This is a genomic window from Providencia sp. PROV061, assembly GCF_011045655.1.
Classification (GTDB): Bacteria; Pseudomonadota; Gammaproteobacteria; order Enterobacterales; family Enterobacteriaceae; genus Providencia; species Providencia hangzhouensis.
In genome coordinates this window covers 2,310,359-2,337,330 of record NZ_CP042861.1, presented here as the reverse complement: position 1 = coordinate 2,337,330, position 26,972 = coordinate 2,310,359, and the positions used below count along the sequence as shown (strand labels likewise).

The following is a 26,972-nucleotide window of genomic DNA, read 5'->3' as shown; positions in this document are numbered from 1 at the left end:
TAAGAAAGAGAAATGTGCTATCTGTATAGCAAAATTGATGTGTGTAATATGAGGTAATTAGCGGCAGGTATGGCTGCAAATAGATATAGTTTGCAGCCATTAAAAGAAAAGAGATTAGATTACAATAAGCCCGGGAATATGGCCTTAACACCTGTCACAATAAACTCTATACCCAATGACATCAGTAATAGACCCATGATACGCGTTACTACGTTGATCCCTGTTTGACCTAAGTAACGAACCAATAAAGACGCTGAGCGGAATAATAGCCAACAACAAAAGGCAAATGCGATACTCGTCAACGCTAAGCCTAAAAAGTTTTGCCACCCATGCCAGCGAGATGACCAAACAATACAAGAACTTATTGCACCAGGCCCTGCCATTAGGGGTAAAGCCAAAGGCACAACACCAATGCTATCTCTAACCGCAGTTTCTGTTTTTTCTTGTTTATTTTGTTTGTCTTCCCCAATTTTACCGCTGATCATTGACATCGCTATTGTGACGATCAAGATCCCACCAGCAATACGGAAAGAATCAATTGAGATACCAAACAATTGCAATATTGAGTCACCAATTAATAGTGATGTACATAAAATGATAGCAACTGATGTATTTGCAATAGTATTGGTTTTATTTCTCCCCGCATTACTTTGATAGTTTGTCATACTAATAAACACAGGCAATATGCCAACTGGGTTTACGAGTGCAAACAAACCAATAAAAAATTTAATATATCCCGATAAATCAAGTAATGCGCTACTCACCCATTCATTTCCTTAAGCAGTTCTCTTTAGAGATTTATTGATATCTTTTATAATTTTACCACCGATGTCATTAATTTCCTTGAGCAAAACAATATTTTCTTTAACTTGCTAAATTTGCTTAGTATTTAGTTAGATATACATAAATTATCTGCACAAGTTGTTTTGATAATATTAAATTAAGTAATAGATGAACAACATTTATTCAACTTGTGCATAAATACACGTGCTGAAAGGAGTCAGCTTGACATTTTCGTGACCTAGATCACTTTATTTAATTACCGTTTTGTTAATCTACTCTTAACTGATAGACAGAGCTAATTAGGATATTAACTCAGTACGGAATAAGGTTTTTAAGCCAATAGGCGATCATGAGCAGCGTTATTATAGATAACATCTATACTTTTATCTTTAAGCATTTCCTTGTTCTATCGATGCATTGCTCATTGGCTTAAAAAGTTTAACATTTATCAGGAGTAATCTATATGTCCGTAACTAACGTTACCGAACTCAATGAACTCGTTGCTCGTGTCAAAAAAGCTCAACGTGAATTCGCTACTTTTTCCCAAGAAAAAGTTGATGAAATCTTTAGAGCCGCGGCTCTCGCTGCTGCTGATGCACGTATCCCTCTAGCAAAACTTGCTGTCGAAGAATCTGGAATGGGTATTGTTGAAGATAAAGTGATTAAAAACCACTTCGCTTCAGAGTATATCTACAATGCTTATAAAGATGAAAAAACCTGCGGCACGCTATCTGAAGACCCAACATTTGGGACAATCACCATTGCTGAGCCGATTGGTATTATCTGTGGTATTGTGCCAACAACTAACCCAACTTCAACCGCGATTTTTAAATCACTTATTAGCTTAAAAACGCGCAATGCTATTATATTTTCCCCACACCCTCGCGCTAAAATTGCTACCAACCGCGCGGCACAAATTGTGCTTGATGCTGCGATTGCAGCTGGTGCGCCGAAAGATATTATTGGTTGGATTGATTCCCCTTCTGTTGAGCTATCCAACGCTTTAATGCACCACCCTGATATTAACCTGATTTTAGCGACCGGTGGACCAGGCATGGTCAAAGCTGCTTATAGTTCTGGAAAACCTGCAATTGGTGTTGGTGCTGGTAACACCCCTGTCGTTATTGATGAAACCGCAGATATTAAGCGTGCTGTCGCGTCTATCTTGATGTCAAAAACATTCGATAACGGAGTTATTTGTGCATCTGAACAATCCGTTGTAGTCGTTGATGAAATCTACAATCAAGTTCGCGAGCGTTTTTCAAGTCATGGTGGTTACCTGCTACAAGGAAAAGAGCTTAAAGCGGTTCAAGATATCATTTTAAAAAATGGTAACTTAAATGCCGCTATTGTTGGCCAACCTGCTTATAAAATTGCTGAAATGGCCGGTATTACCGTGCCAAAGACCACTAAAATATTAATTGGTGAAGTAAAAAGCATCGATGAGTCAGAACCGTTCGCACATGAAAAACTTTCACCATTATTAGCAATGTACCGTGGTAAAAACTTTGAAGACGCGGTTGCCAAAGCAGAACAACTTGTCGAAATGGGCGGGATCGGTCATACCTCTTGTTTATACACTGACCAAGATAACCAACACGAACGCGTTAACTATTTTGGCCAAAAAATGAAAACAGCGCGTATTTTAATCAATACGCCAGCATCTCAAGGTGGTATCGGAGACCTTTATAACTTTAAATTAGCCCCTTCTCTTACTCTAGGTTGTGGTTCTTGGGGTGGTAACTCCATCTCTGAAAACGTGGGTCCAAAACACCTAATCAATACCAAAACTGTGGCGAAGAGAGCTGAAAATATGTTGTGGCATAAACTTCCGAACTCAATCTACTTCCGCCGTGGTTGTCTACCTATCGCCCTTGAAGAGATTGCAACTGATGGTGCAAAACGCGCCTTTATCGTAACCGATGGCTATCTGTTCAATAATGGTTATGTTGATGAAGTGGTTAACGTTCTCAAAAAACATCACATTGAAACTGACGTTTTCTTTGAAGTTGAGGCAGACCCAACATTAACTGTTGTCCGTAAAGGCGCAGCACAAATGCAAGCATTCCAACCTGATGTGATCATTGCATTAGGTGGTGGTTCACCAATGGATGCGGCTAAAATCATGTGGGTCATGTATGAACACCCAGAGACTCATTTTGAGGAATTAGCATTACGTTTCATGGATATACGTAAACGTATCCACCGCTTCCCTAAAATGGGCGTTAAGGCTAAATTAGTTGCTATCACAACAACTTCAGGTACAGGTTCTGAGGTCACCCCATTTGCTGTAGTGACTGATGATAAAACGGGCCAAAAATATCCATTAGCAGATTATGCATTAACGCCAAATATGGCCATTGTTGATGCCAACTTAGTCATGAATATGCCTAAATCTTTAACTGCTTTCGGTGGTTTAGATGCTGTCACCCATGCGTTAGAAGCTTATGTTTCTGTTTTAGCTAACGAGTTTACTGATGGTCAAGCACTTAAAGCACTAAGCTTATTAAAAGATTATTTACCAGCAAGTTACCATGAAGGTGCTAAAAATCCTGTAGCCAGAGAACGCGTACACAACGGTGCGACACTTGCCGGTATTGCATTTGCAAACGCATTCCTAGGTGTATGTCATTCAATGGCACACAAACTTGGCTCAGAATTCCATATTCCTCATGGTCTCGCTAATGCTCTATTAATTTGTAACGTTATCCGTTTCAATGCTAATGATAACCCAACAAAACAAACTGCATTTAGCCAGTACGACCGCCCTCATGCGCGCCGCCAATATGCAGAAATTGCGGATCATTTGGGACTCACTAACGTCGGAGATCGTACTGCTGCGAAAATTGAAAAATTACTCACATGGTTGGAGGAAATGAAAGCCGATTTAGGTATTCCTAAATCTATTCGTGAGACTGGTGTTACTGAAGCTGACTTCTTAGCTCGCGTAGATAAACTTTCTGAAGATGCGTTTGATGACCAATGTACAGGAGCTAACCCTCGTTATCCTTTAATTTCTGAAATTAAACAGCTATTACTGGATTCTTATTATGGTCGCGAATTTGTTGAGCACCAAGACGCGCTTGTGATTGAAAAAGAGGAAAAAAAAGCCCCTCAGAAAAAATCAACCGTAAAAAAAGAAGCAGAAAAGAAAAACACTAAGAAATAATGTTTAGCACATAATTTAAAAATAAAGGCACTGCAATAATTGCAGTGCCTTTTGTTTCGTTATTTAAAATCAATTGCTATAAAAATGTAGAAATCAATATCATATAAAATGATTTAACTCACTGAGTTATATCATTAATAGCCATAATATCCGATAACTGAATCCTGTTTTATTCTCTACACTAGATTATTTCTGTTTACCTAAAATGGAGTGGTTTCTTAGGTATAACACCTTCATTCATCAACTGAGCCTGTTTTATTGCTTCTGAATAGTGTTTACGACAAACAGAGATATACTTTTCATTACCGCCTATATCGACTTGTAGGCCTTCATATACAGGCACCCCATCACTTCCTATACGCAATACCTTACTCGCCTTACGTCCGCAATAACAAACTGTTTTTAGCTCAACTAATTTATCAGCCCAAGCAAGCAAGTATTGGCTGCCCTCAAATAATTGCCCTGCAAAATCGGTACGCAACCCATAGCATAAAACTGGAATATCCTCGTTATCAACTATGTCACATAATTCTTCAACTTGTTTTTTTGTTAGGAATTGGCATTCATCAATAAGAACACAATGGACTTTTTGTTCACTATTTTCTTTTTTTATCAGTTCAGCCATATTTGTTGTTGTTGAGTATAATAACGCTTCCGCTGATAAGCCTATGCGCGATGAGACTTTTCCTTGTTCAAAACGGTTATCTATCTCTGCTGTAAAAATAACCGTACGCATCCCTCTTTCATTATAGTTATACGATGATTGCAATAATGACGTTGATTTTCCCGCATTCATAGCTGAATAATAAAAGTAAAGCTGAGCCATTTGGCTGTTCCCTCAAAATTAATATACGTAATAATTTTACCATAAAACTAGCTTTAGGATTAACAATAATGGTGTAGATGCTGTTTACTTATTGAAAATTGAACTTTTCCCAGTTCAGTTTATACCTTATTGCTTATACCTTATTGCAAATATTGCTTAGCTTGCGGGCAAAAAAACCAATTTGATATTAACTATAAACAGTTTCAACTAAAGCACATTCCGCTAAAAAACATCATCAAAAAAAGAAAATTTAAGCGAGTCTATCCCTTCAATTCATTCCGAGTAAAAGTAAAATGAGACCCTCCTCTTCTTTTTTGAATTATTTAATCACTAAGATTTTAGCTTATTCCTATTTTTCGTTTAGTTCAGTTATTGATAATAGCTATATATATATCTACGAAAAGTTTATTTTTCTTTTGTAAAAAAATTGCATTCGTTAAAGATTACTTTTAAACTAAGGATGTAATTTAGCTATTGCAGAATTTAAAATAGCATTCTATTATTACTGTACACATGCCAACAAATAATTTGAGACCAGGAAAATGAGCGAATCATTAAAAGCGTTAAATAACATCCGTACTCTTCGTGCTCAAGCTCGCGAAGTAACTTTAGAATCTTTAGAAGAAATGCTGGAAAAATTAACCGTCGTTGTTGAAGAACGTCGTGATGAAGAAAGCCAAGCTCGCGCGGAATTAGAAGAACGTAACCGTAAATTGGAAAAAGTTCGTGAAATGATCCTTGAGCAAGGCGTAGATTTAAATGACCTTCTGCAAACAATGGATTCAGGTAAAAGCACTAGCACTCGTGCTAAACGCGCTGCACGTCCAGCTAAATATAAATATGTTGATGAAAATGGCGAAACCAAAACTTGGACAGGCCAAGGCCGTACTCCAGCAGTAATCAAGGTTGCCATTGAAGAACAAGGCAAATCTTTGGATGATTTCTTAATCTAATAGCCTCAACATGTATTTTAAACACCCTTTTATAAGGGTGTTTTTATTTAATCCTTTATATATTATTTATATTAACCTGCACTAAGAAAAAGCCCTTATCTATTATAGCTACAGTCTTTAGCACTAAAACCGCATAACTGCCGCTCCCTACTTCAATTAACTGTTCTGTTTTAAGCTGTTACGACGTATTACGCCATCTACCAAATAATCATGATAAATAAAAGCATAGCAGTAAAGATATGTAAGCTTAATTAGATAAACTTAAATATTTTTCAGTGATTCTATTTATGTAATGAAGTTGTATGCTAATTTTTGTACTCTCACCACTTATAACGTGTACAGACTGAACAGCTCAAGTCAGAGTGTTCCTCTTTATACTTGGTATTTTTGTTAATAATTTATTTATCTACGTATAAAAAAAGGCTAACAAATTAAGTTAGCCTTTAATAAAATTTATTGCGGAATTTTATTTTGCTGAATTCAATGATACTGATAATTTCTTCAGCCACTGGGTAAACTCATCTCCCAGTGCATCATGCTGCATTCCATATTCAACGAACGCTTTCATATAACCTAATTTATTTCCACAGTCATGACTTTTACCACATAAGTGGTAGGCCTCTACTGGCTCATTATTTTCCATCATTAATGCAATAGCATCGGTTAATTGTATTTCATCCCCAGCACCTGGCGCTGTTTTGGCTAATGCATCCCAAATCTTTTCAGATAAAACATAACGGCCAACAATAGATAAATTAGATGGAGCTTCTTCACGTTTTGGTTTTTCAACCATACGAATAATTCTTTTACTATCTCCAGGTTCTAACATTTCTCCATTACAATCCACAATACCATAGTTAGATACATCTTCTTCAGGGACTGGTTCAACTAAAATTTGACTTGCGCCTGTTGACTCATATTGTTCTAGCATTTCACGCAAATTAAATTTGGTTAAATCTGTACTGTAACGGTCTAAAATGACATCGGGTAAAATAACCGCAAAAGGCTCTTCACCGACTAAAGGTTTAGCACACAAAATTGCATGACCTAATCCTTTTGCTATTCCTTGTCGTGTTTGCATAATCGTTACGTGGCTTGGGCAAATAGATTGAACCTCATCCAATAACTGGCGCTTAACACGCGCTTCCAAGATAGCCTCTAACTCAAAGCTTGTGTCAAAGTGGTTTTCAATGGAATTTTTTGATGAATGTGTCACTAAAACAATTTCATTGATCCCAGCAGCGATACACTCATTAACAACATATTGAATAAGTGGCTTATCAACTATTGGTAACATTTCTTTTGGGATTGCCTTTGTTGCAGGAAGCATACGAGTCCCTAAGCCCGCAACTGGGATTACCGCTTTACGCACCTTGCGCTGTGTCATTTTTATCACTCCAGATATCATCTTAGCCTCTCGAATTACACTAAAGTATCAAGAGGCATTTTAAGTGCGCAGAAGTATATCAGGAAATGTTCATGAATAAATAGCGACGAGTCCGAATAGAGTTATTCAGATTAAAAGAGTATACATTTTAGGTGTTAACTATGTTTCGGGGTTAAACATTAGTTTTATTTTCTGGCTATTATTGCGAATTAAACACTGCCAAGCATTTCCTTTTACCTCTAAATGATTAGATTGGTAAAATTTCAACGCTCCTAAAGGAAGGCTTCTAGATAACTTAACATGCGCATTTTCTGTCGTTATATCCGCTTCTAAACCTGCACTCGCCATAATAATCGCTTTATTCCGTGTATTAAAATACCCCAATAATAGCGGAAACTGGCCACTAAACCCCGAATCTTCCAGTAAATAATTTATTTGGTTAATAATCCTATCAATATTGGGTAATTTTTTTTCTGGGTGGCTTACCGCACTTTTCAAGAGATCATTGAACACGACTCTAATCAAAAAAGCAGCCATAATGCCTTCTTGAGGAGAGCGCTCAGTATCAATGCAGTAAAAACCTATTTGGCTGTCTGAAATGGGCGCTAGGTCTAATAATAATCCAAAACGGTTAGCCTCATTAAGTTGGCGATAGTTAATTCGGTAATTATTTATAATTTGATGTACTGGTGGTTGTAACTGTTTTAATACCGCTAACAGTTCTTGAGTATCGTTTTGCATTAGTGTCGAAATCTGAGGGATTTCCTCTCCTAACAGCTCTGTTAGGTTATTTTGCTCAGGATACAAAGCAGAAAGGATTGTCACTTTAACTTCATCTAAATTTTTTATTGGCTTTAACAAAGCATCCTTTGCACCTAAGCGAAACATTCTATCTAACTGAGTGAAATCTGTTGTTGCTGTAATCACAATGACAGGAATATCAATATTACGCGCAACTAACGCTTTCATAAACGCTTCACCATTCATGACAGGCATATTTAAGTCACATAGAATGATATCAGGTTTGATACGGTCTATTGTTAACATCTCTATTGCTAATTGACCATTATCTGCGGTATAGATCTCAATACCCAGCGTTTCTAGGTAGTTTTTTAACATTGTACAGAAGGTGATTTCGTCTTCTATTATGAGTATTTTTCTATTTTTCATAAGATACCTACTGCAAAAGCCTGGTTTAATTAACAATACAATTATTCATACGATAAAATCATTTATTCGCCATCATTTAAGTATAGTGACTTTTCAATCTTATACTTATTTTTATAGAGAGTGTTATGAAATCACAAGTAGAAGATAGGTGTTACTGTGGCAACGAAGCACAATTTGAGCAATGCTGCGCTCCTTTTTTACAAGGGAAAGCTATTCCACAGACACCAGAGCAACTTATGCGCTCAAGGTATAGTGCTTATGTACACCAAGACGTCGATTATCTTATTAAAACATGGCACCCAGATTGCCATGCTCAAGAATGGCATCAAGAAATAGTCAATAGTTTTCCGAAAACACACTGGTTTGGTCTTCGTGTTATTAGTTCTTCTTATGCTAAAAATCCCAATGAAGCTTATGTCGAATTTTCGGCTTGCTTTATTGATGAAAAAGCTGATCATAAGCAGCTTATTCATGAACGTTCGCGTTTTATTAAGATGGATTCGTGTTGGTATTATATAGACGGCATTACCCCCAAAGTCGGTCGTAATGATTTATGCCCTTGTGGCTCTGGTCAAAAATATAAAAAGTGTGGTCATCCAGACTAATTACCCTTTATTTAATGCCTGTCTAATGAGACACATTTAATACTCAACCCGTCATTTTTTCATATCGCTTTGTTAGTTAAGGATTAGGCTGTTTCATGCAACACAAAATTGTACAGAAGAAAATTCTCAGGACAATTTGCCCTGACGCGAAAGGATTAATCGCGAAAATCACCAATATTTGCTATAAGCACCAACTCAACATTGTACAAAATAATGAGTTTGTTGATCATCACACTGGCCGTTTCTTTATGAGAACTGAGTTAGAGGGAATTTTCAACGATGAAACATTATTAGCTGACCTCGATGATGCATTACCAGTTGGATCTCAACGTGAATTAAACACAGCGGGTCGTCGTCGTATTGTCGTTATGGTTACAAAAGAAGCACATTGTTTGGGCGACCTGCTCATGAAAAGTGCTTATGATGGCTTAGATGTTGAAATTGCAGCGGTTATAGGAAACCACGACACGCTAAAAAACTTAGTCGAACAATTTGGTATTCCATTCCACCATATTAGCCATGAAGGCCTAACACGCGAACAACATGACGAAAAAATGACAGCGCAGATTGACCAATATCAGCCTGATTATGTTGTCTTAGCTAAATATATGCGTGTATTAACGCCTGCATTTGTGCAGCATTATCCAAACCAAATTATCAATATTCACCACTCGTTTTTACCTGCATTTATTGGTGCCCGCCCTTATCACCAAGCTTATGAGCGTGGCGTAAAAATTATTGGGGCTACTGCGCACTTTGTTAATGATAACCTTGATGAAGGACCAATCATTACACAGAATGTGATTAATGTAGACCATACATTCACAGCCGATGATATGATGCGTGCAGGGCGTGATGTTGAAAAAAATGTACTAAGCCATGCTCTCTATTGGGTCTTAGCTCAACGTGTATTTGTATATGGTAATCGCACCATTATTTTATAAGCCAATAATATAGCGGCTTATTTAACAACACTTTGTTGATTTAACACGCATTAAGAATAAAAAAACAGCAAACAACCATTTTATTGAAAATTAATGCTTTACAGCGGCGCGTCATTTGATATGATGCCGCCCGCTGTCAATGATTACAGCAACTCAAAATCTGGTGGGATACCCAAGCGGCCAAAGGGAGCAGACTGTAAATCTGCCGTCACAGACTTCGAAGGTTCGAATCCTTCTCCCACCACCATTTAATTGATTTCACCTCCTAGTTTATCAACAACTCCCATAAAACGATTTAACACACTTGAGTGTGACTTTGATTTATAGATATAACACACACTTTTCCCCAAAATTTTATTCAATGGTATATAAATCAATGATTTATCAATCAATTCTTCTTCTGGATAATGGTCTATTATGCCTATAAAATCACCATCTTGAATGAAACTTTGGCAACAACCAATATTATCCATTTGTCTCACACTCGTTTTATTATCAACCGTTTCAATTTTTGCTAATAAATCACTCATTAATGAACTTTTATAAAATGCGGGATCACATAGCCATGTACTTTTTTGTAATAGTGTAACAAGGTCATAATGGAATTTTTCATAAAGTTCTTTCCTACAATAGATACCTAATGGTGAGTTTTCTATTATTTTTTGTAATGAAAATCGCTCACTGACAACTTGTTCAGAGCTAAGAATAAGTGTATTACCATCATAATCGACAATTTCATCTACTTCATCATAATTAAACCTTAATATATTTACTTGCACATTATTTTGATGTGCTGATTGATATAAATTAATTAAATGGCTTTCCTTACCCCAATCATAATAAATATTAGCCTCATTTATTATATAACCAGAAAAATGTTTTTTTGTTATTTCTTTCTCCTGTAAATAAAGATCTCTTAGATCGTTATAAAGTTCTTGGCCATCCTTAGTTAATGTCATTCCAAATTTTTCTCGTTTAAAAAGCCGTTTTCCTAGGCTTGTCTCAAAGTCTTTGATTGACTTCGCGATGGGAGGTGTCGTACGGTTCATCACTCTTGCAGCCTTGCTTAACGAGCCATTCTCAACAACCGCCATAAACGCCTCTAATTTTCTTGAAAAGAACATATCTATGACCCCATTCAGTTTATTAAAATATTAATCAACATACTTAACTTTCTCATTAATAATTATATTGATTAACCCAGAAATTAATTCACAAAATAAAAAATCAAACTTGATTTTTTATTGAATGATTAACAATATTTCATAAAAGTATTTTTATAATTTCCATCATTACAAAGCAATATATTATATTGTTTCGATTGATTATTTTTTATTCCCCCACTATTAAATCACATTAAAATATAAATAACCAATTGACTTTAAATGAAATTAAAACTAGTTAATAATGATATTATTAATTTAGCTTTAATAGAAAACTAAACTCTAGCACCCATAATAAATTTAATTAGTCATAATATTTTTTGATTAATTAAATTTATTATTATTTTTATATTAACCACTGAATTTTGATACTATACCAAGAATAAGTTAAGCCATGAGCATTTTTATCATAGCCATTATCGTCTTTAAAACAATCTAACCGTTGAAACATGCTACGCGGGGTTACAGTATTGCTACCATCTGGTAGAATAAGCATAATAATCATAAAACTAGGTGATAAAAAACCATGAAATTCATATCGTTCAATATTAATGGCCTTCGAGCTCGCCCTCACCAACTCGCTGCAATCATCGAAAAACATCAACCTGAGGTTATTGGCTTACAAGAAACCAAAGTCCATGATGATATGTTTCCTTATGAAGAAGTTAGTCAGCTCGGCTATCATGTTTTTTATCACGGTCAAAAAGCGCATTATGGCGTGGCTCTATTAACTAAAAATGAGCCTCTTGCTGTCCGTAAAGGTTTTCCAACTGACGATGACGATGCACAGCGTCGCATTATCATGGCTGATATCCAAACAGATCGCGGCCCATTGACGGTTGTAAATGGTTATTTTCCTCAAGGAGAAAGCCGTGACCACCCAACAAAATTTCCGGCAAAAGAAAAATTTTATCAAGATTTACAAAATTACATCACATCAACACAAACGGCAGAGTCACAGTTGCTCATTATGGGTGACATGAATATCAGCCCAACCGATCTTGATATTGGTATCGGTGATGCAAACCGTAAACGTTGGTTAAAAACCGGAAAATGCTCTTTTTTACCCGAAGAGCGTGAGTGGTTAGCTAAATTATTAGGCTGGGGTTTAGTCGATACATATCGTGCAAAAAACCCTGATATTTCTGATTGCTACTCATGGTTTGACTACCGTTCGAAAGGCTTCGATGATAACCGTGGCCTACGTATCGATTTATTACTGGCCTCCAATAAACTCGCTGAGCGTTGTATTGCAACGGGTATTGATTACGAAATCCGCGGGATGGAAAAGCCATCAGACCACGCACCTGTATGGTCTGAATTTGACCTCTCAAAGTAAACTTTCTTACTTGTCATAATGCAAAAAGGCGCCTTAAGCGCCTTTTATTGGTTTACCAGACTCAACTAATCCTGTTTCTTTTTTGTTTTCTTACCCGCTTTTACTGGTTTTTTCCCCGTTTTTACTGATGGAGCGGGGAGTTCTCGAAATGCCCTCAAATTTGTAAACTGACGTGCATGATGAATTAATTGCATTAGCGTTTGGCTTAGTGGATGCATAAAATCATCATAACGTGATTGTTTTTCACTAATTTGGGTTAATACTGACTCCCAATGGGCTGTCATATCTGGTAATGTTGCCATATCGGGTAAAACATGAATTAGAGCCCTTCCCGCAGGCGAGGAATGAATATAACGCCCTTTTTTGTAGAGAAATTGGCGTTTGAATAGTAAGTCAATGATACCGGCTCTAGTCGCTTCTGTACCAAGCCCATCCGTTTCTCGCAATACTTTTTTTAATGCTTTATCTTGTACAAAACGAGCGATCCCAGTCATTGCTGATAATAACGTTGCATCCGTAAAAGGACGTGGAGGCTGCGTTTGCCGTTCAACCACTTCCCCTTTTTCACATAACAACTCATCATTCTTACTCACAACTGGCAGTGGCATACCATCGTTTTCAGCATCGCGCTCTTTATTGCCCAATACGACTCGCCAACCTGCTTCAGCAAGAAATCGAGCTTTTGCAATAAATTTACCCTTTTCAATTTCTAGATCAATTGTACACTTACGGTAAACCGCATCGGGCATAAACTGAATAATATATTGACGCGCAATCAATTGGTAAATTTTACTTTCATTCTCAGTTAACTTTACTGCTGCCGTTTTTGCTGTTGGGATAATGGCATGGTGAGCATCGACTTTTTTATCATCCCAACACCGGTTCTTTTTATCCAGCTCAGGCAATTCAAATTCAGTGAGGTCTGGTTGATGCACCGCAATTGCATTCAAGACACTGTGTCTCCCTGCAAAATGTTCATCCGGTAAATAACGGCTATCTGAACGTGGATAAGTAATCAACTTATGTGTTTCATATAAACGTTGGCAAATGTCCAATACTTCTTGAGCGCTCAACGCATATTTTTTGGCAGCTTCAATCTGCAAAGAAGATAAAGAGAAAGGCAACGGTGCAATTTCTGATTCGCGCTTGTCCTGATATTGCGTCACTATGGCAGGTTTGCCCTCAATACGCGATACCACATGCTCTGCAAGCGGCCGATGGAATAAACGCCCTTCTTCATCCTGATAGTCAATACAGGAGTCGCTTGGCTGCCATATCGCTACAAAGCGCTCATCCTTTGGCGTAACAATATGAGCTTTAACCTCAAAATAGTCTTTAGGTACAAAGTTTTCTATTTCTTCGTCGCGCCTAACAACTAACCCCAATACCGGAGTTTGAACCCGCCCTACAGAAAGAACGCCTTGATAGCCTCCTCGTTGCCCTAATAACGTATAAGCACGGGTCATATTGATGCCATACAACCAATCTGCCCGTGCTCTTGCTAAAGCAGAGACACAAAGAGGAATAAACTCACGATTTTCTCTCAAACGCTCAATTGCCCGCTCAACGGCTTGTGGGTTAAGGTCATTGATTAAACAACGTTTTACTTCTTTGCGTTTTTCAGGGTCGAGCTTCAAAAAGTCAAGCACTTCGTCCACCAGCAATTGACCTTCTCTATCGGGGTCCCCTGCATGGACAACTATTGAGGCTTGCTTCAGCAATGTTTCAATAGTTTTTAATTGTTTAGTTACTGCGGGACGGGGCTTCAATTGCCACTTATCAGGGATAATTGGCAAATCCTGAAGATTCCATCGTGCATACCGAGGTTCATAAGCATCGGGTTCCGCCTGCTCTAAAAGATGGCCAATACACCATGTTACAGTTTGGCCATCACCACATTGAATAAAACCATCACCTCGTTTGTGGGGCTTTGGTAATACATCTGCAATGGCCCTTGCAAGGCTCGGTTTTTCCGCAATAAACAAACGCATAAATTAATCTATCACTTCAACTAAAGGAACATTATCCTGATGGGGTAATAATTTACCGATAGACTGTAACAAAACACCTTGCTGCTGTGCAATCTCTTTAATTTTAGAGACTTCGGAAGGTTTTACTGCAATAAGTAAGCCGCCAGAAGTTTGAGGATCACACAGTAGTTGACGCTGCATATCACTCATAGGGCCAATAAGGTGCCCATAACTGTCAAAGTTACGAGTGGTTCCCCCAGGAACACAACCTGCTTCAATATATTTTTCGACATTGGCTAATTTAGGAACTTTACTAAAGGAGATTTCAGCACGAACTTTAGACCCTTCGCAAATCTCACTTAAATGACCTAATAAACCGAAACCAGTCACGTCAGTCATTGCCGTCACACCATCTAAAGGCGCAACCACCGCACCTAGCTTATTCATTTGACACATGGTTTCTGCCGCTAAGTGTTGATGTTCCGGCGCAAGTACCCCTTTTTTCTCTGCTGTTGTCAAAACACCAATTCCAAGCGGTTTCGTCAAAAACAATTCGCACCCCGCTGTTGCGGCACTATTTTTCTTCACATACTCCGTATTCACAACACCCGTAACCGCCAAACCAAAAATAGGCTCAGGTGCATCAATAGAATGGCCACCAGCTAACGAGATACCCGCATCAGCACAAGCTGCACGTCCACCTTCAATCACCTCACGAGCCACTTCCGGTGGTAACTTCGCAATTGGCCAGCCTAAAATAGCAATGGCCATAATTGGCTTACCACCCATTGCAAAAATATCGCTAATCGCGTTGGTTGCTGCAATCCGACCAAATTCAAATGGGGAGTCAACGATCGGCATGAAAAAGTCTGTTGTGCTGATGATGCCTATTCCATTACCTAAATCATAAACGGCCGCATCATCTTTAGTTTCATTACCAACTAACAAATGTGGATCATGAAATTTTGCTTGCTCTGTGTGTAGAATTTGCTCTAATACTTTCGGTGCAATTTTACAACCGCAACCAGCACCATGACTATATTGAGTTAATCTAATTTTTTCAGTCATTATTATTCTCTTTAGAAGTGAGATACATAGCCTGTCATATCAGGAGCTTGTACTTTTACTGGCGCTTTAAGCTCTGGAGTTCCTAAATAAAGGAACCCAACAATGCGGTCGTTATCTCCACAACCTAATCCGGCACGAACCACAGCATCTTCTGTCCATGAACCTGAGCGCCATATACCGCCAAAACCTTGAGCTACTGCTGCCATCTGCATTGCTTGTACCGTACAGCTCGCAGCAACTAATTGTTCCCATTGTGGTATTTTCGGATGATCTTTTAATTTAGCAATCACAGTAATAATTAATGGGGCACGAAAAGGGGCATTACGAGCTTTTTCTTGTACCTCTGCGCCTAATTGCCCTTCAATTGCTGCTTTTTCCAATAGCTCACTGAAGCGTTTAATCCCCTCATTTTGCATAACAACAAAATGCCACGGCTTCAAAGCACCGTGATCAGGTGCTCTCATCCCCGCAGCAAGTATATTGTCGAGTTCTTCGCCTTGCGGTGCTGGTGTTGTAAGTCTTGAAGCTGAACGGCGGTTCAACAAAAGGGTCAAAGCATCCATATTTGTCTCCGTTTAAGAGTAAACTGATATGATAATCATTCAATTAGATAATTATACCCACGCTATCTATTGTTTAAGCTTAAAGGAAAATCGCTTACACTAATACAACAATAACAGTTATTCGTTAGGTAAAATTACGTTATAAATTCATTGAATTGTATCATTTGTCACATGTGAAAAATATCATTGAAGCATTGTACCTTGCGTATCATAATTTTGTTATGCATAAAAATAGCCCGCTATTGCAACTAATTGTATTGATACAACTAAGATATCAAGTGTTCGATGTGGTGATCGGGTAACAGATTTGCTTTTGAGTATATTGTTGTTAATTCGTGCTACAGGCTGAAGTAACCCAACTGTAGAAAGAACTATTTATGTAATATCCAAAAATAGTTTGTGCCATAAGTCAACGGCAAACAAATGAAGCCAACACCCTTGTGGTGCAGAATATGCAGGATAGGAGAAAACATGCGTCAACTATGGGACATCATCGCTACCATTTTTAGAATTAGCTGGCGAGCACTGAACTTTATTAGGGAATTCGTTTTCAACGCCATTTTCTTAGTATTATTTTTTGTTGTTATTGGGTCGATTGCTCTTTATCAGACAGAGACTCAACCCGAAAAAAATTATTTTGGTGCTTTGTATGTGGATTTACAGGGGGTTATCGTAGACCAAGTCTCTACTCCAGACCCATTTGGTCGTATGAGCCGTGAATTACTTGGTACCTCAAACAGCCGTATGCAAGAGAATTCACTATTCGACATCGTTGACACCATTCGCACCGCTGCAAATGATGACCGCATTACAGGGATGGTATTACGCTTAGATGATTTAGCTGGAGCCGATCAGCCCTCTCTCGCTTATATCGGTAAAGCAATTAATGAGTTTAAAAGTTCAGGAAAACAGGTTTACGCCATTGGTAACAGTTATAATCAATCGCAATACTACCTCGCCAGTTACGCTGATGATATTTACCTCACACCGCAAGGTGCTGTTGGGGTATATGGCTTTGCAACAAATGGGCTCTACTACAAGTCACTGTTAGAAAAACTTAAAGTTAGTAGCCATATTTTCCGTGTTGGTACCTATAAATCAGCGGTTGAACCATTAATGCGTGATGAGATGTCCCCTGAAGCACGTTTAGCCAATAAACAGTGGCTGGATGCCCTTTGGAACAATTACCTCACAGAAATCGCCAAAAACCGTAATACGACCAGCACACAAATTTTTCCTGGGGCTGATGCTATTTTAGAGAAATTACGTTCAGTCAAAGGCGATAGCGCACAATACGCGTTAAAACAAAAATTGGTTGATAAACTTTATACTAACGAACAAGTTGAAGATTTACTCAGTAAACACTTTGGCTGGAATAAAGAAGATAAACAATTCAATAATATTAGTATCTATGATTATTCCACTAAAATAGCAGATACCAATGCTAATCAAAGTGGCAATATCGCCGTGATTGTCGTTCAAGGTGCTATCATGGATGGCCCACAAACGGCTGGGATTGCAGGAGGCGATACCATCGCAGCACAAATTCGTGACGCTCGCCTTGATGATAATATTAAAGCGATAGTTTTGCGCGTTAACAGTCCAGGTGGTAGCGTAAGCGCTTCTGATTTGATCCGCAGTGAACTGGCTTCTGCTCATGCTGCAGGTAAACCTGTTGTTGTATCTATGGGGGGAATGGCTGCATCTGGGGGGTATTGGGTCTCAACTCCAGCGGACTATATCATTGCCAGTCCAAACACGCTGACTGGTTCGATTGGTATATTTGGCGTAATTAATACCTTTGAAAAATCTTTAGATTCTATAGGGGTATATACTGATGGCGTATCAACGTCGCCATTAGCCGATATTTCTTTGACTAAAGGGATCAGCCCACAATTTGCTGACATGATGCAAATTACCATTGAGAATGGCTATGAGACATTTATTGGCTTAGTGGCTAAATCTCGCCATAAAACACCGGCAGAGATAGACCAAATCGCTCAAGGCCGTGTATGGATTGGGCAAGACGCGCTTAAAAATGGTCTTGTAGACCAACTAGGTGATTTTGATAATGCCGTAGATAAAGCTGCTGAGCTCGCTAAACTCACTGACGTTAAGTTAGATTGGATGAAGCCTGAGTTGACCTTTATGGATCAATTGTTACTTGAATTAACGACAAACGTTCAAGCCGCCATGCCGGATGTGCTACACGTATTTTTACCACCAGCAGTCGCGACGGATATCCGCCAACAAGCGCAATTTTTCTTAAAAATGAATGACCCACAAAACCGCTATGCTTTTTGTTTAAATTGCGCGGAAATTAACTAATCGCTGAATCCCCTTCAGATTCAATGAAGGGGATTTCTCTCACAAACCCATCAATAACCTCATATCAATCTAACTATTCGCAAGTTAACGATAGTAATACGCTAACAAATACGTCAAAATCCTGATAATCACTCTCCTTCGATAAGTTGGATAAATTAGGTAATAAGATGCAGAAGAAATCAATTTATGTTGTTTACACTGGTGGAACAATTGGCATGCGCCATTCACCACAGGGATATATTCCTGTTTCCGGCCATTTGCAAGCTCAGTTAGCTCAGATGCCCGAGTTTCACCGCCCTGAAATGCCTGAGTTTACGATCCGTGAACATCAGCCTTTAATTGATTCATCTGATATCACTCCTGAAGACTGGCAACTTATCGCTGATGATATACGTGAGAACTATCCACTTTATGATGGGTTTGTCATATTACATGGCACTGACACGATGGCTTTCACCGCCTCAGCGTTATCTTTCATGTTTGAAAACTTGAAAAAACCCGTAATAGTGACAGGGTCACAAATCCCTTTAGAAGCATTACGTTCTGATGGGCAAACTAATCTACTAAATGCATTATATTTAGCAGCAAACTACCCCATTAATGAAGTGGGATTATTTTTCAATAATAAATTATATCGCGGTAACCGCACTGTTAAGGCCCATGCAGATGGCTTTGATGCTTTCAGTTCACCTAACTGTTCGCCATTAATGGAAGCTGGCATTCATATTCGCTCATTTAATACGTGCCCTGCGCCTATTGGTATAGGTGAATTTAAAAGTCACCGAATTACACCTCAACCTATCGGCGTTGTGACACTTTATCCAGGGCTATCAATTGAAATTGTACGCAACATTCTCCAACAACCCGTTAAAGCGCTAATATTGCGCTCTTACGGTGTCGGTAATGCCCCTCAGCAGCCTGAATTACTTCGCATACTCCGTGAAGCAACGAACCGAGGGATTATTGTGGTGAACCTGACACAATGTATTTCTGGACGTGTTAATATGGAAGGCTACGCCACAGGACACGCACTTGCAGAAGCGGGTGTGATAAGTGGATATGACATGACTTTTGAAGCCGCCTTAAGTAAATTGCACTACTTACTGAGTCAAAATTATACCCCTGCGTTAATCCGTGAGTTAATGCAGAATAATTTACGCGGCGAGTTGAGCTATGCTGATGAATAACAGATAACATACTGAGGACATAATGAAAGCAGCATTACTGTTAGTCGATTTACAAAACGATTTCTGCACGGGTGGCACATTAGCAGTAAATGAAAGCGAACATGTTATTGATGTTGCTAATAAAGCGATGGATATTTGCCAACAAAAACAGATAGACATCATTGCAAGCCAAGATTGGCACCCTGCGACACACCTTAGTTTCGCGGCCAATTCAAATACTCAAATTGGCGAAGTCGGTGAGCTAAATGGTATTACACAAGTTTGGTGGCCTATTCATTGCGTACAAGGTGAACATGGCGCTGAATTACACAAAAATTTAAATCAATCGCTTATTAGTGCAATTTTTACCAAAGGGGAAAACCCCCAGGTTGATAGCTATAGTGCCTTTTTTGATAATGATAAAATTAGCCAAACGCGCCTACATACGTGGCTACAAGAACACCATATTTCGCATTTAATTATTATGGGAATTGCGACGGATTACTGTGTCAAGTTTACCGTGTTAGATGCGTTAAAATTAGGTTATACCGTAGATGTTTTAGTCGATGGGTGTAGAGGCGTCAATCTCGGGGCCAATGACAGCCAAGAAGCTTTAGTCGAAATGCAAAATCAAGGTGCGAGGTTAATTACATTAACCGACCTGCATTAGGACATGTTTTATGGACAAGTTTTCTCATGTAATAATTGAAAATCTAGTAATTGAGAAAACTTGTTTTAGTGACACTGTCACTATGCAGCATCATATTGAATAAACAAGCTATTCTCTAGAGCAACCGCTATTCATCATTATTTTGCGGTTTTAATGTTGCTAACATCTCACCTTGAAACAACGTTTTTAGCTCTTGCTTGCTCTTCATCGTAATTTCACCATTAGTCCCTACCGTCATATGCTCAGGGTCATGGTTATGCCGTGACTGCCACAATAATACCATTTGTAAGCTATGTTCTTTTTGTTCTGGCGTTAACATCACACCATCTGGCCATTTACCGAGCTCAACAGCGGTCACAAGGCGTTCATAAATTTCAGGGGTCATCACTGCTAATAATTGTTCAAGTTGCTCAGGACTGACTTCAACGCTCACGGTAAAGCTCCTTCAAATACATAATTCACTCATTATTTTATTATTCTTGATTTCAGCCAATAGCTGAATCGTTTTTGTCATTCTAAAAAAATGGCTTCAGCACGCTTCAGCTATTTATCCACGCGTCTTTTCACCGCTATCGTCATCAATAAAGCTTAATGATGCTGAATTAATGCAGTAACGCTGACCAGTAGGCTGAGGACCATCTGGAAACACATGCCCTAAATGCGCATTACAGTGTTGACAGCGAACTTCAATGCGGTGCATCCCATGAGAGAAATCCTCAATGTATTTGATTGCCTCTTCATTGACGGGTTGGTAAAAACTTGGCCACCCACAACCTGCATCAAATTTGGTCTCAGACATAAATAAAGGTGAACCACAGCATAAGCACTCGTACACACCTTCTTTACGGTTATGCAATAATTGGCCACTAAATGGCGGCTCGGTACCCGCTTGCTGTGTAACGTAACGCTGCATCTCATTTAATTCTGAAATATCAATAGGTTGTTTATCTTTACTTGACATGTCATACCTAAATATTTAAATAACTAAAGTGGTTGATGGTTATCATACATCAATTTCAATCAACAAAAAATTAACAACATTTTCTGTAAAACTATTCTAAACTAAGAAGCATCTTACTTTCCGTTTTGATTTGTGAACCGTATCACATATATCACTGATAGATGGTTTCATTATGCCGTACAATCCCGATAATACGTGCGGCTGTATTTGCCGCTGAAGTGGCTGACAAATAAGCAATTGGTGGTATCAGAATTGATTTTTTTCAATAATTGACACGATTCCGCTTGACGGCTGGCAAGGTTTTGGTAACTTTAACTACAACTTAATTCACGAATAAATAGCTGGTGGAAATACTATGACTATCAAAGTAGGTATTAATGGTTTTGGTCGTATTGGCCGTATCGTTTTCCGTGCTGCACAAGAGCGTTCTGACATCGAAATCGTTGCTATCAACGACCTGCTCGATGCAGAATACATGGCATACATGCTGAAATACGACTCAACTCATGGTCGTTTCAACGGTACTGTTGAAGTTAAAGATGGTCACCTAGTTGTAAACGGCAAAAAAATCCGTGTAACAGCAGAAAAAGATCCTGCAAACCTGAAATGGAACGAAGTCGGTGTTGACGTCGTTGCTGAAGCAACAGGTATCTTCTTAACTGATGAAACTGCACGTAAACACATCCAAGCTGGCGCTAAGAAAGTTGTTCTGACTGGCCCTTCTAAAGATGATACTCCTATGTTCGTTATGGGCGTTAACCACAAAGCTTACGCAGGTCAAGAAATCGTTTCTAACGCATCTTGTACAACTAACTGCTTAGCTCCACTGGCTAAAGTTATCAATGACAAGTTCGGTATCGTTGAAGGTCTGATGACAACAGTTCACGCAACAACTGCAACACAAAAAACTGTTGATGGTCCTTCACATAAAGACTGGCGTGGTGGTCGTGGTGCTGCTCAAAACATCATCCCTTCATCAACCGGTGCTGCTAAAGCCGTAGGTAAAGTTATCCCTGAGCTGAACGGTAAACTGACTGGTATGTCTTTCCGTGTACCTACTCCTAACGTATCAGTTGTTGATTTAACTGTTCGTTTAGAAAAACCAGCAACTTATGCTCAAATCTGTGATGCTATCAAAGAAGCAGCTGCAGGCGAACTGAAAGGAGTTCTGGGTTACACTGAAGATGACGTTGTATCAACTGACTTCAACGGTGAAAAACTGACTTCAGTATTTGATGCTAAAGCAGGTATCGCACTGAACGACAACTTTGTTAAATTAGTTTCTTGGTATGACAACGAAACGGGTTACTCTAACAAAGTTTTAGACCTGATCGCTCACATCTCTAAATAAGAGCTGTAATGTAATCTGTCTAACTGAGCCGCCAATTTGGCGGCTCTTTTGTATCGTATCCAATAACAAATTAACACTTCATATTTTCTGCAATATCGCTTATGGTTGATCTTCTATTGGATACGCTATAAACATGACTTATTTTAGAACGAATACGATTCACTGCGGCTTTAAGTATGCCACATAGGAACTTCTAAATAATTTAAGTGAATGAACACAGGCCTAATACCATGCACGACAAACTTTTTGCACTACCAGTCATTAAACAAGTCTCTGCTTACATTACTCAACGCCAACTCGATGAGCTCCCACTTATTGTTATTTCACATCCCAAAGTACGTGGTGCTGTCAGTTTACAAGGCGCTCAACTTATTGATTGGCAACCCGCGGGGCAAAAACCTTGCTTATGGCTAAGTTCAGAAAGTGCCTTTAAAGAAGGCGTTGCTATTCGCGGTGGTATTCCTATTTGTTGGCCTTGGTTCGGTCCTGTTGCCAGTCCTAGTCATGGTTTTGCACGAATTTTACCTTGGCAATTCACCGCACATAATGAACATGAAGATGGTGTTATTTTAACCTTCACGTTAACGGATACCGACTATACCCGTAAATTATGGCCCCATGAGTTCACCCTGATCTTACGTATGAAACTTGGGGAAACATGTGAACTTGAATTAGAAAGTTATGGAGATTTCGAAACGACTGCCGCATTGCATAGTTATTTCAATATCAGTGATATCCAAAAAACCACCGTCTATGGGTTAGGCGGCCACTACTTCGATAAAGTCGCAGATAAAGAAGCTTATGTGAATGAACCACTCAAATTTAATAAGCACACCGATCGTATTTATTCAGAACCGGAAGAATACAGCTTATTACGTGATGATGGCTGGGCACGTACAATAGAAATTCACCATTACCATAATAGTGATGTTGTCTGTTGGAACCCTTGGGCAGAATTATCATGTAGCATGGATGACATGCCAAATAATGGGTACAAACAAATGGTTTGTGTAGAAACTGCAAGGATCAACGTCCCGATGAAAAGTGAAGCACAACACCCTGCTCGTCTTTCTTTAGTGATGGTCAGTCGCGATAATAAGCCGCAAGATTAATTATCCATTCTAAGAATATAAATTTTCTAGGTAGATAACTAGATAGATAAAATTAGCCCCTGATAATTGTAAGAATATCAGGGGCTAATTAATTTAATTTTCTATCACAAACTTAGAATGTGTAAGTGACACCTGTCCACATAATGGCGGAAACATCTTTATTTACCATTGGGCTATCTTTCACTTCACTTGGTAGACGGTCAACACGGCCCATTGCGAATACAGTCCAATTTTCATCAAAACGGTAATTTCCTGTCACTTCAATGTATGGTGTCCAACTTGAACCTGGGTTATAACGTTTTAAACCGCTATTACGTGATTCTTTTGAAGACACGCCATATTCATAACGGTTTTGGTTCTTACTATCCCATTTAATACCAAGGCCTGGAGTGATTGACCATTTATCACCTTCAAAACCATACAGGTAGGCAAACTCACCACGAATACCATTACTGATACCTAAGATATCACCAGAAATATTCGTTCTTAGTGTACCCCAATCAGCTTTATGACGATAAGTCAGACCAGTCATCACCGTATCACGGCGACGGTCTAATTCACGCATTGCTTTATCATCATTGTCTTTAGGTTTAAAAAATTGTGGGTAATAATAAGCATCCAATGATAACTGGTCTTGTGTATCATTCCATAGATAATAACCAGCTGCTAATGTATGAAAATAGAAATTCTCACTATCATAATTAACTATAGGCACTGGCGTGACATAATCACGGCTCTTAATTCCTTTATAAGGTGTTGACTGTGCTAATACTGAACCACCAACTGACCAAGTTCCTGCAAAGGCGGCCCCAGATAACACACTCAAAGCCACCGCAAGTGTCGTTAATTTAATTGCTTTTGACATATATTCAACCTAAAAATAATGAGAAATAGATCACAGCTATATGTTATAACAATATAGCTATAATCCCAATATGCTTAATCGAAATCACATTTAAAGCTAAATTTTAACTGTTTTTAGCGTGACTGATTAATATTTATTCTACTTTATTTTCATAAGAAACAGGAACTCTTTTTGCTAGCGCACAAAGTAGCTCATAACCAATTGTCCCCGCAGCTTGTGCAACCTCATCAACCGGTAAGTTTTGCCCCCATAACTCCACTCGCTCACCAAGCTTAACATCGCCACAGTCACTGATATCAATTGTCAGCATATCCATTGAAACAGCCCCCAGTAGCGCACAACGCTTTTCTTTGCACCATACAGGCGTTCCATTGGCAGCATGTCTAGGGTAGCCATCTGCATAACCACACGCTACTGTCGCAATACGCATAGGTTTAGTCGATGTAAACCGGCTACCATAACCAATTGATTGACCTGCTGGAATTTCATGGATAGCGATCACTTCTGACTGTAAGGTCATCGCCGCCTTCAAGTTCAACCCAGATATATCAGTAGATTTTCCACTTGGAGAAGCTCCATACAACAAAATACCTGTACGAATCCAATCATATTGTGTGTGTTTATGCCACAGTGTTGCCCCTGAATTTGCGATACAGGTTTCTAAAGATAAGTGTTCAAATTGCTGGATCTGTTGAAAAGGTTCAGTAACGCCCGTTTTGGTATCTGAATTAGCAAAGTGACTCATTAACGTTAAACTGCGTACATTCGGCATTTTAGATAACCGTTGTACCACACTTTCGTATTCGCTCGGTGAAAAACCTAATCGATTCATGCCGCTATTTAGTTTTATATAGACTGAAATAGGTGATGATAATTGTGCATTTTCAATAGCAAACAATTGCCACTCACTATGAACGCTGGTTGTTAAATTATACTGGTCAATCAATTGTAAGTCTTGTGGCTGGAAGAAACCTTCTAACAACAGAATTGGCCCTTTCCACCCTTCTTTTCGCAATAAAATGGCTTCATCAAAATCCAATACCCCAAAACCATCCGTTTCTTTTAATGCCGGCCAAATCTGCTTGATACCGTGACCATAACCGTCTGCTTTCATGACTGACCAAATTTTCGATTTTCCAACATGTTGCCGTACAATAGCCAAATTATGTTGTAAATTTTGTAGATGAATAACAGCACTTATAGGGCGCGGCATTTTAATTCCTTAGTACATTTAATTAATTCTAAAATTACAATGATGCCAAAACATCAAACGCTTAACGTGCTGGAGTTAAATCACCATGAGTAACCAGTTTGGTATTAAAACCATCAAGGTACCTAAATACCGATAAATCATCAGACGCTATCTCTGGTGTATTCCCTGAAATTAAATCTGCTAGCAGTTTTCCTGCACCACAAGCCATTGTCCAGCCCAGCGTCCCATGCCCTGTATTTAAATATAAATTACTGTATGCAGTCGGCCCAACTATTGGGGTACCATCCGGTGTCATTGGGCGCAGCCCCGTCCAAAATTGCGCTTGTGCAATATCACCACCACCTTGATATAAATCTTGTACCACCATTTTTAATGTTTCGCAGCGTTTTTTCAGGATATTCAAATTAAACCCAACGACTTCAGCCATTCCACCGACACGAATGCGCTTGTCAAACCGCGTTACTGCAATTTTGTATGTTTCATCCAAGATAGTAGACATTGGGGCACGCTGTTCATCAATAATTGGCATCGTCAATGAATAGCCTTTGAGTGGGTAAACCGGAATTTGAACCAGACTTTGTAGCATTAAAGTGGAATAAGAGCCCATCGCTACCACATATCGGTCCGCTTGCAAAATTTCACCATCAATTTTAACGCCGCTAACTTTGTTACCTTCGGTTAAAATCTGTTCAACTCGGCTACCAAATTTGAATTGGACTCCTGCATTTTCCGCCATTTTAGCCAGTTTTTTGGTGAACTGCTGGCAATCCCCTGTTTCATCATTGGGTAATCGCAACCCCCCTGTAAGCTTGTGCTTGACAAACTCTAATGCAGGTTCCGCTTTAACTAATTCATTAGACGTCAATAATTCGTATGGAACACCTTCTTGCTGTAAGACCGCAATATCATTCGCTGCATTATCAAACTGCTCTGCCGTACGAAAAAGCTGTAAGGTGCCACCTTGACGAGCTTCATATTCAATGCCTGTATCCACTCTTAATTGGCGAATACAATCACGGCTGTATTCTGCAATGCGCACCATACGGCTTTTATTCATCGCATAATGTTGGATATCGCAGTTTTTTAGCATCTGCCACATCCAACGCAGTTGAAATAGCGTACCATCTGGACGTATTGCCAAGGGCGCATGTTTTTCAAACATCCATTTCACGGCTTTAAGGGGGATACCAGGAGCCCCCCATGGGGTTGCATAGCCAGGGGATACTTGCCCTGCATTTGCTGCGCTTGTTTCCTCTGCTACATCATGTTGTCTATCCACCACCAGCACTTCGTGCCCTTCTTGTGCTAAATACCATGCTGTTGTTACACCGATCACTCCCGCACCTAACACTAGAATTTTCATAGC

The 26,972-nt window shown here is 39.0% G+C and carries 23 protein-coding genes and 1 tRNA gene; 11 read left to right on the top strand and 13 right to left on the bottom strand.

Going from position 1 to position 26,972, the window contains the following annotated elements:
- Positions 1–119 precede the first annotated feature (119 nt).
- Positions 120–764, bottom strand: coding sequence for a YchE family NAAT transporter (locus FVA72_RS10610; RefSeq protein ID WP_004254112.1), 645 nt, complete (start codon positions 762–764; stop codon positions 120–122).
- Positions 765–1,246: 482 nt separating this feature from the next.
- Here FVA72_RS10610 and adhE point away from each other — a divergent pair, with 482 nt between their 5' ends.
- Positions 1,247–3,952, top strand: coding sequence for a bifunctional acetaldehyde-CoA/alcohol dehydrogenase (gene adhE, locus FVA72_RS10605; protein ID WP_004254110.1), 2,706 nt, complete (start codon positions 1,247–1,249; stop codon positions 3,950–3,952).
- Positions 3,953–4,148: 196 nt separating this feature from the next.
- Here adhE and FVA72_RS10600 read toward each other — a convergent pair whose 3' ends face one another.
- Positions 4,149–4,778: a thymidine kinase gene (locus tag FVA72_RS10600; protein WP_004254108.1), complete on the bottom strand. Its 630-nt coding sequence runs from the start codon at positions 4,776–4,778 to the stop codon at positions 4,149–4,151.
- 542 nt (positions 4,779–5,320) lie between these two features.
- On the opposite strand from FVA72_RS10600, the gene hns reads away from it, so the two are divergent.
- A complete protein-coding gene (hns, locus tag FVA72_RS10595; RefSeq protein WP_004254106.1) occupies positions 5,321–5,731 on the top strand; it encodes a histone-like nucleoid-structuring protein H-NS in 411 nt (136 codons plus the stop codon).
- Positions 5,732–6,197: 466 nt separating this feature from the next.
- Here the strand turns inward: hns and galU are convergent, their stop codons facing one another.
- Together galU and rssB are read right to left on the bottom strand one after the other, a co-directional pair.
- A complete protein-coding gene (gene galU, locus FVA72_RS10590; RefSeq protein ID WP_036957689.1) occupies positions 6,198–7,118 on the bottom strand; it encodes a UTP--glucose-1-phosphate uridylyltransferase GalU in 921 nt (306 codons plus the stop codon).
- Between the two features lie 159 nt (positions 7,119–7,277).
- Positions 7,278–8,288 (bottom strand): two-component system response regulator RssB, encoded by a 1,011-nt coding sequence (rssB, locus tag FVA72_RS10585; RefSeq protein WP_110591769.1) that lies wholly within the window; start codon positions 8,286–8,288, stop codon positions 7,278–7,280.
- A gap of 125 nt (positions 8,289–8,413) precedes the next feature.
- On the opposite strand from rssB, the gene FVA72_RS10580 reads away from it, so the two are divergent.
- From FVA72_RS10580 to FVA72_RS10570, 3 genes are all read left to right on the top strand, one after another.
- Positions 8,414–8,893: a YchJ family protein gene (locus FVA72_RS10580; protein WP_004254092.1), complete on the top strand. Its 480-nt coding sequence runs from the start codon at positions 8,414–8,416 to the stop codon at positions 8,891–8,893.
- 95 nt (positions 8,894–8,988) lie between these two features.
- Positions 8,989–9,837, top strand: a complete 849-nt coding sequence (gene purU, locus FVA72_RS10575) for a formyltetrahydrofolate deformylase (protein ID WP_004254090.1) — start codon at positions 8,989–8,991, stop codon at positions 9,835–9,837.
- Between the two features lie 162 nt (positions 9,838–9,999).
- Positions 10,000–10,084 (top strand) — tRNA-Tyr (locus FVA72_RS10570).
- Position 10,085: 1 nt separating this feature from the next.
- Here FVA72_RS10570 and FVA72_RS10565 read toward each other — a convergent pair.
- Positions 10,086–10,961: a LysR family transcriptional regulator gene (locus FVA72_RS10565; protein ID WP_094960519.1), complete on the bottom strand. Its 876-nt coding sequence runs from the start codon at positions 10,959–10,961 to the stop codon at positions 10,086–10,088.
- Between the two features lie 565 nt (positions 10,962–11,526).
- Between FVA72_RS10565 and xthA the strand changes: the two genes are divergently transcribed.
- A complete protein-coding gene (xthA, locus tag FVA72_RS10560; protein ID WP_004254084.1) occupies positions 11,527–12,339 on the top strand; it encodes an exodeoxyribonuclease III in 813 nt (270 codons plus the stop codon).
- Between the two features lie 65 nt (positions 12,340–12,404).
- On the opposite strand, the gene FVA72_RS10555 is transcribed toward xthA, so the two are convergent.
- The 3 genes from FVA72_RS10555 to FVA72_RS10545 are packed head-to-tail and all read right to left on the bottom strand — an operon-like array spanning position 12,405 to position 15,940.
- Complete coding sequence (locus FVA72_RS10555; RefSeq protein WP_110591770.1) at positions 12,405–14,330, bottom strand: DNA topoisomerase III; 1,926 nt, start codon at positions 14,328–14,330, stop codon at positions 12,405–12,407.
- A gap of 3 nt (positions 14,331–14,333) precedes the next feature.
- Positions 14,334–15,377 carry a selenide, water dikinase SelD gene (gene selD, locus FVA72_RS10550; protein ID WP_004254077.1) on the bottom strand — a complete coding sequence of 348 codons (1,044 nt, stop codon included), beginning with the start codon at positions 15,375–15,377 and terminating at the stop codon, positions 14,334–14,336.
- A gap of 11 nt (positions 15,378–15,388) precedes the next feature.
- Positions 15,389–15,940 (bottom strand): NAD(P)H nitroreductase, encoded by a 552-nt coding sequence (locus tag FVA72_RS10545; RefSeq protein WP_004254072.1) that lies wholly within the window; start codon positions 15,938–15,940, stop codon positions 15,389–15,391.
- Between the two features lie 471 nt (positions 15,941–16,411).
- On the opposite strand from FVA72_RS10545, the gene sppA reads away from it, so the two are divergent.
- The 3 genes from sppA to pncA all read left to right on the top strand — a co-directional run bounded on the left by sppA (position 16,412) and on the right by pncA (position 20,104).
- A complete protein-coding gene (sppA, locus tag FVA72_RS10540; protein ID WP_110591771.1) occupies positions 16,412–18,268 on the top strand; it encodes a signal peptide peptidase SppA in 1,857 nt (618 codons plus the stop codon).
- A 167-nt stretch (positions 18,269–18,435) separates the two neighbouring features.
- The gene (ansA, locus tag FVA72_RS10535) at positions 18,436–19,455 is read left to right on the top strand and encodes an asparaginase (protein ID WP_004254063.1); all 1,020 of its coding nucleotides are present in this window, start codon (positions 18,436–18,438) and stop codon (positions 19,453–19,455) included.
- A gap of 22 nt (positions 19,456–19,477) precedes the next feature.
- Positions 19,478–20,104 carry a bifunctional nicotinamidase/pyrazinamidase gene (gene pncA, locus FVA72_RS10530; RefSeq protein ID WP_004254059.1) on the top strand — a complete coding sequence of 209 codons (627 nt, stop codon included), beginning with the start codon at positions 19,478–19,480 and terminating at the stop codon, positions 20,102–20,104.
- 127 nt (positions 20,105–20,231) lie between these two features.
- Here pncA and FVA72_RS10525 read toward each other — a convergent pair whose 3' ends face one another.
- A complete protein-coding gene (locus tag FVA72_RS10525; protein WP_004254056.1) occupies positions 20,232–20,537 on the bottom strand; it encodes a YeaC family protein in 306 nt (101 codons plus the stop codon).
- A gap of 114 nt (positions 20,538–20,651) precedes the next feature.
- The gene (gene msrB, locus FVA72_RS10520) at positions 20,652–21,065 is read right to left on the bottom strand and encodes a peptide-methionine (R)-S-oxide reductase MsrB (RefSeq protein WP_004254053.1); all 414 of its coding nucleotides are present in this window, start codon (positions 21,063–21,065) and stop codon (positions 20,652–20,654) included.
- Positions 21,066–21,420: 355 nt separating this feature from the next.
- Between msrB and gapA the strand changes: the two genes are divergently transcribed.
- Positions 21,421–22,416, top strand: a complete 996-nt coding sequence (gene gapA / locus FVA72_RS10515; protein ID WP_004254049.1) for a glyceraldehyde-3-phosphate dehydrogenase — start codon at positions 21,421–21,423, stop codon at positions 22,414–22,416.
- Positions 22,417–22,646: 230 nt separating this feature from the next.
- On the top strand, positions 22,647–23,528 hold the full coding sequence (locus FVA72_RS10510) for a D-hexose-6-phosphate mutarotase (protein ID WP_110591772.1): 882 nt from the start codon (positions 22,647–22,649) through the stop codon (positions 23,526–23,528).
- Between the two features lie 112 nt (positions 23,529–23,640).
- Here the strand turns inward: FVA72_RS10510 and FVA72_RS10505 are convergent, their stop codons facing one another.
- The 3 genes from FVA72_RS10505 to FVA72_RS10495 all read right to left on the bottom strand — a co-directional run bounded on the left by FVA72_RS10505 (position 23,641) and on the right by FVA72_RS10495 (position 26,969).
- Positions 23,641–24,393, bottom strand: coding sequence for a MipA/OmpV family protein (locus FVA72_RS10505; protein WP_004254041.1), 753 nt, complete (start codon positions 24,391–24,393; stop codon positions 23,641–23,643).
- 133 nt (positions 24,394–24,526) lie between these two features.
- Positions 24,527–25,606 carry an alanine racemase gene (gene alr / locus FVA72_RS10500; protein WP_110591773.1) on the bottom strand — a complete coding sequence of 360 codons (1,080 nt, stop codon included), beginning with the start codon at positions 25,604–25,606 and terminating at the stop codon, positions 24,527–24,529.
- Positions 25,607–25,667: 61 nt separating this feature from the next.
- Complete coding sequence (locus FVA72_RS10495) at positions 25,668–26,969, bottom strand: D-amino acid dehydrogenase (protein WP_110591774.1); 1,302 nt, start codon at positions 26,967–26,969, stop codon at positions 25,668–25,670.
- Positions 26,970–26,972: the final 3 nt, after the last annotated feature.